This is a genomic window from Aliterella sp. E5.1 (assembly GCF_057473825.1).
Genome location: NZ_JBYCCV010000173.1, coordinates 1 through 4,460 on the forward strand (window position 1 = coordinate 1; position 4,460 = coordinate 4,460).

Here is a 4,460-nt window from a genome sequence, read left to right on the forward strand (position 1 = left end):
TATCTCTGGTGCTACAACTCCAGCTTTCAAATAAGTCTCTAGCTTCTCCCGAAATATTGCTCTTTCTGCCTGATTTTGCTTAGATTCTAAGCTGTACTTCGCCCAAATGTAAACGTAGTTTTTTTTTGCAATATTCTACTAATTTGTTTACCGCTTAATTTAATTCCCGTCTGCTGTTGTAGATAAGTTGATAATCTTTCTCCTGTCCATCTGCCGAACTCATACCCAAATTCTGACGGCGCTTTTTCTACTACTTCTAGTAATAATTCAATATATTGCTCTGTAGCTTTTCGGTACTTACCTTGCTGTCGTTTATCTTTCAAACTATCCAGATTGTCTGGGTCTCCATGTACGCACCAGTGCGCTACAGTTCGATACCCACAACCAATAAAATTAGCAATCTCTTCATAGGTCTTACCATCATGAGCGAAGTAATAGAATCAGGGCGTGTTCTCTCAATCTTGGAGAATCGTTGGAGCGCACTAAGATTTGTAATCTCTCCTTCTGTTCAAAATTTAGGAATCCTTTAGCAGGCATTGTCTCCTCTATCTCGTATCTTTCAGACTTCTATTTTATTCTTTTTAGAAGTCTATCAGCTTAGTCAGCCCAAGATTTTACTTTTTAGCAATTTTGGCGGGTTGCCCCACTATCCAGTTGTGCAATGGTCGTTGAGCTTCAGTTAAGAGCTACAAAGTATTTAGGGGCAGAATACAAAGATGTTCCTAAAATATTAGGGCTTTCCGCTAGTGTTCTAGTGAAAATTTTGGGTCGAGGAGCATATTTATATTTTACGCCTGTTAGCTAGGTTCTGAAATTGGGAATGCTGAAACCATGCAAGCTCGCATTCAACTTATACAAGCTAACTTTCACAAGCAGTTAGCAGAGTTAAATATAAGAGGATGGCTTTGGCTAATTTATTGAATTTAGGGTCATGACAAGTAACGGAACCAAAAATGGTAATAAGAAGGGGCGCAACCCATTTTGTTATGTATATCCATGGTTAATTTAGCTCAAAAGTTAGCTTTGACCTTTGTCGCTGCCAGGGCTAAAACGCTACCATACTACAAATCTCAGGCTTATTCCAGTTCTCGGTTCCATTACTTGTCGCTACCCAATTTCACCATTTGTTGATGAATATAACAATCTGTATCTAAAGCTACAGATTTTTTTAATTGTTTGTAGTTACAGCTAAAATAGTAACAATAGATACTGTTTTCTGTAATTTCCCATGAATTTTGATCCGAACGTAGACTGGGAGGAAGCGTTTGAATACCGTCCTGGTCAAAAGGTTGAGCTAATTTCTCAGCCAGGAAGCTTTGATATAATTGCTAGTTACGAGCCAATGATGGTTCCGCCAATTTGGTTAGCAAAAGATCCAAAACCTAGATATGCTCACGAACTGCAAGTCATTTCTCATCCAGTTAAAGAAATTGGCGATTTGGCACTGGCAGCTTTATTTGGTAAAGCAAGAATTAGTAAAACTAAATTTCATTGAGATCTAAGTAGTGCCAGAGATAAAACGCTCTTTTGCCAATACTGTTAATCTTCTCGCACAACACAACCCCCTAACTATTTCCCCTTGGGTACTACTGTGGGCAAGCGTAGGTATAGCGTGCGGGCTGTTTTCTGCCTGCTATTGGCTGATCTTAGAGACGATAATTCATCATCTAGAAGGTTTTACAGGACTTAGCCTACTGCTAGTTATGCCAGCCAGTGGCTTATTTATAGGTTTAGTAATTCATTTTTTGGGTAATCCTGGTGAAATAGGGTTACTTGTCGATAACATTCACTTTCGTGGGGGTAGGCTAAACGCACGGGAAAATCCCTCTATGATTCTTGCTTCCCTCGCCAGCATTGCTGGGGGTTTATCTTTCAGATAAAAAGGTAAGAAGCCAACAAGATGTTCAAGATGTGGCAAAATACTTGCTCAGTTTGGGTGATAGCCCAGCATCCTTTTTCTTTGAGAATCGTTTATTCATTTCTCATTATTGTTAATAGCCTGGGTAAGCTGATAGACACTTAACTTGTAATAACCCTACTTTCTGTATTTTGGGCTTGAATTTTGTTTAAGTACCGCTACTCAGATCTTGCACCTAACGGAAAAACAAGGTTTTTAAGCTCTCCCATTTTCAGTCGCGCGATCGCTTGATAACTGGGAAGGCTTACTTAGAGTGAAGATTAGCCTAAAGGCAAATGAGCTAAAACATTTGTAGTAGAAGAGTTTGAGCTTGGTGCAAGATCTGAGTTAACAATATTATTGAACAAGACCATCAAGGGATAAAACAATTAGTCAAACCTGGCATGGGATTCGGCTCGTTCAATACGGCGAGACGGACAATCAAGGGATATGAAATTATGAACATGGTGAGAAAAGGACAGGTTATTGGCGTTCCCAGAGGAGCCATCAAAGAGCGACTTGTCTTCATCAACCGAATCTTTGGAGTGATTGCATAATCGGAACTCCTGCAACAGAGGTTTTCTGTCCTCACAAAGTTTTTGCAACACAACCATAAATTCTCTGTTGCAGCTTATACACCCTACGCTCCAGCTTTCGCCAGTTGATAGAGTGCCATTCCCCCGTAGTCTTAAAACTCGTATTAGACATATTTACTACTACTGGAAACTTCATCTTCCAAATCACCGTGATTCTGTCTGCATATCCTCACCATTACAGCGAGGCATTTGCTTTTGAATCAATCTTGCCTACTCGTAGTATTGGTTAGCACCTACTCAGTCATTGAGAACCGAGGACATACGAGAGGTTACTTCGTTTCTGATAGTCATTGTTTGAGTTTTTAGAGCGATACTCTCCACCGGGTTTTGAGGAAGTGCTTGTTGGACACCCAGGAACTTGCCAACTCCCCATTATCCTTGCCTATTTTGGGACTCCCAGCGTGGACAGCCTGATTGCGCTGGTTATTTCTGACGATGGTTCAAACGTACCTTCGTATTCCTACTCATGAACTCTTGCTCGATGTATACCAGATTAGGCTTCCAGTATTTAACACCTTTCACCCCCGCTTCAAGGATTGATGGCTAGTCGCTACCTTGGGGGACACAGTTCGAGACTGCGTTCTGTGTGCTTTCACTCTTGCACCTAGAGGATGGGACTTGGTTTAAAACCTCACCCATATGACTATCAAATTGTCAAAGCTACTAAATAACTTTGCGGGTAATCCTCCACCCTTTTTTGGGGTTAGTTTCTACCCAACGAATCGCACTCCCGTCCGAAATCCGTAACTTTTGGCGTGAAATAAGGCTTCATGTGCTGGTTCTATTGCATATTTTGCTAGGCATTGCCAGGCTCGATCGGCAATAGTGGGAATTTTAAGCATTCTGGTACTACCATCCTTTTTAGGAATGGGAATACTGCGTAATTTCTGGTGTTTCCACTCATTACTAGATGCTTTCAACAGTTCCTCTAGTTCAAAGCGCTCTTTAAAAGTAAGAGACTTTTTGCCATCGATACCTGCTGTTTTCTTTCCAGCGTTTAGCTGAGTTACTTGGCGGATTGCCAATAATCTAGCCGCAGTGGACTTCAAAATAAGTTTTTGAAGGGACATTGCTTTACGCTTGTCGCCTTCTTGAACTGCTTTGTATATTCGTCTTTGTAGGCGGAATAAGTTACGCCGGAATTGTTTCCAGGGTAATGTTTTCCAAGATTCACTAGCGTTGTCGCTGTGTCTAATCATGCGCTGACTCCAAAGGATATAGTCTGAATACCTTGCGGCAATTACGCCACATCCTACCCGAATCAAAAGGATTTCCGCTTCTCGTCTAGCCTACTTAGGGATTCGACCTTCCCCAGACCTTTGATTCGTTTTTATTCGTTCCCTCAATTGATTGATTGTTCTGTTAGGTGTAGCCACTTTGACCATCAGAAACCCTAGGTTCTTTGCTGTTATTAACCTGAAAATTCAGCAGGTTTTAGCTCTGATAAGGTCAGGGGTGGATCTGAGTTATGCCCTGCCTCGGAGTAGGTCACTTTTTTAGGCTCGGTTTCACCGTGAGAACGCCCCGTTAGCGCCAGTGTCAACCCATAACAGTTGTCTGGTTGCGCCCTGTTCCCAGCTTTGCTCTGTAAAAATCGAGTTTACTCGGCATGGGCAGATAGGGAGTCACGCCTGAACCTGGCGGGTAGGACTTTCACCTACATCTGACTGAGAGTTCAACCGCTTCTAAGGAGAATTGGTTGGTAAGGTTATGTGCGGGCTGAGTACCGTGATTCACTCACAACGAATCGCACCAGGTTTCTCCATTGTGAGCAAAGTGGTGTTCTTTAACTTTGCCCTTTTTGGCTATTAGCGCTTTGCCGCAGTACGGGCATATCAGATTTGTTTTGCCACTGGCTACATTTTCAATTTCAATTAGTTTGTTGTTGCCATCAACGCCATACCGTAGCCACATATTCGCGCTTCTTACTACACTTGCTTCCTGTAATATTTAGCATCTTCTGTATC

4 protein-coding genes and 3 pseudogenes are annotated in these 4,460 nt (G+C 41.9%); 4 read left to right on the forward strand and 3 right to left on the reverse strand.

Translation table 11 applies throughout. The features are described from left to right. Positions 1–86: 86 nt before the first annotated feature. Complete coding sequence (locus AC2VE5_RS24235; RefSeq protein ID WP_486890188.1) at positions 87–323, reverse strand: helix-turn-helix domain-containing protein; 237 nt, start codon at positions 321–323, stop codon at positions 87–89. A gap of 905 nt (positions 324–1,228) precedes the next feature. On the opposite strand from AC2VE5_RS24235, the gene AC2VE5_RS24240 reads away from it, so the two are divergent. The 4 genes and pseudogenes from AC2VE5_RS24240 to AC2VE5_RS24255 all read left to right on the forward strand — a co-directional run. Next, a complete protein-coding gene (locus AC2VE5_RS24240; RefSeq protein ID WP_486890189.1) occupies positions 1,229–1,495 on the forward strand; it encodes a hypothetical protein in 267 nt (88 codons plus the stop codon). Positions 1,496–1,505: 10 nt separating this feature from the next. Then, positions 1,506–1,880 carry a hypothetical protein gene (locus AC2VE5_RS24245; protein ID WP_486890190.1) on the forward strand — a complete coding sequence of 125 codons (375 nt, stop codon included), beginning with the start codon at positions 1,506–1,508 and terminating at the stop codon, positions 1,878–1,880. Next, on the forward strand, positions 1,855–1,995 hold the full coding sequence (locus tag AC2VE5_RS24250) for a hypothetical protein (protein WP_486890191.1): 141 nt from the start codon (positions 1,855–1,857) through the stop codon (positions 1,993–1,995). Before AC2VE5_RS24245 ends, AC2VE5_RS24250 begins: the two co-directional genes overlap by 26 nt. A gap of 249 nt (positions 1,996–2,244) precedes the next feature. Next, positions 2,245–2,454, forward strand: a pseudogene (locus AC2VE5_RS24255) (DDE-type integrase/transposase/recombinase); the annotation flags it as partial. A 767-nt stretch (positions 2,455–3,221) separates the two neighbouring features. On the opposite strand, the pseudogene AC2VE5_RS24260 reads toward AC2VE5_RS24255, so the two are convergent. Beyond that, positions 3,222–3,692: pseudogene (locus AC2VE5_RS24260) on the reverse strand (reverse transcriptase N-terminal domain-containing protein); the annotation flags it as partial. 556 nt (positions 3,693–4,248) lie between these two features. Next, positions 4,249–4,407, reverse strand: a pseudogene (locus tag AC2VE5_RS24265) (competence protein CoiA family protein); the annotation flags it as partial. Positions 4,408–4,460 lie beyond the last annotated feature (53 nt).

Coding starts and splice junctions, on each gene's coding strand:
- AC2VE5_RS24240 (WP_486890189.1), top strand. CDS start 1,229: ATGAATTTTGATCCGAACGTAGACTGGGAGGAAGCGTTTGAATACCGT.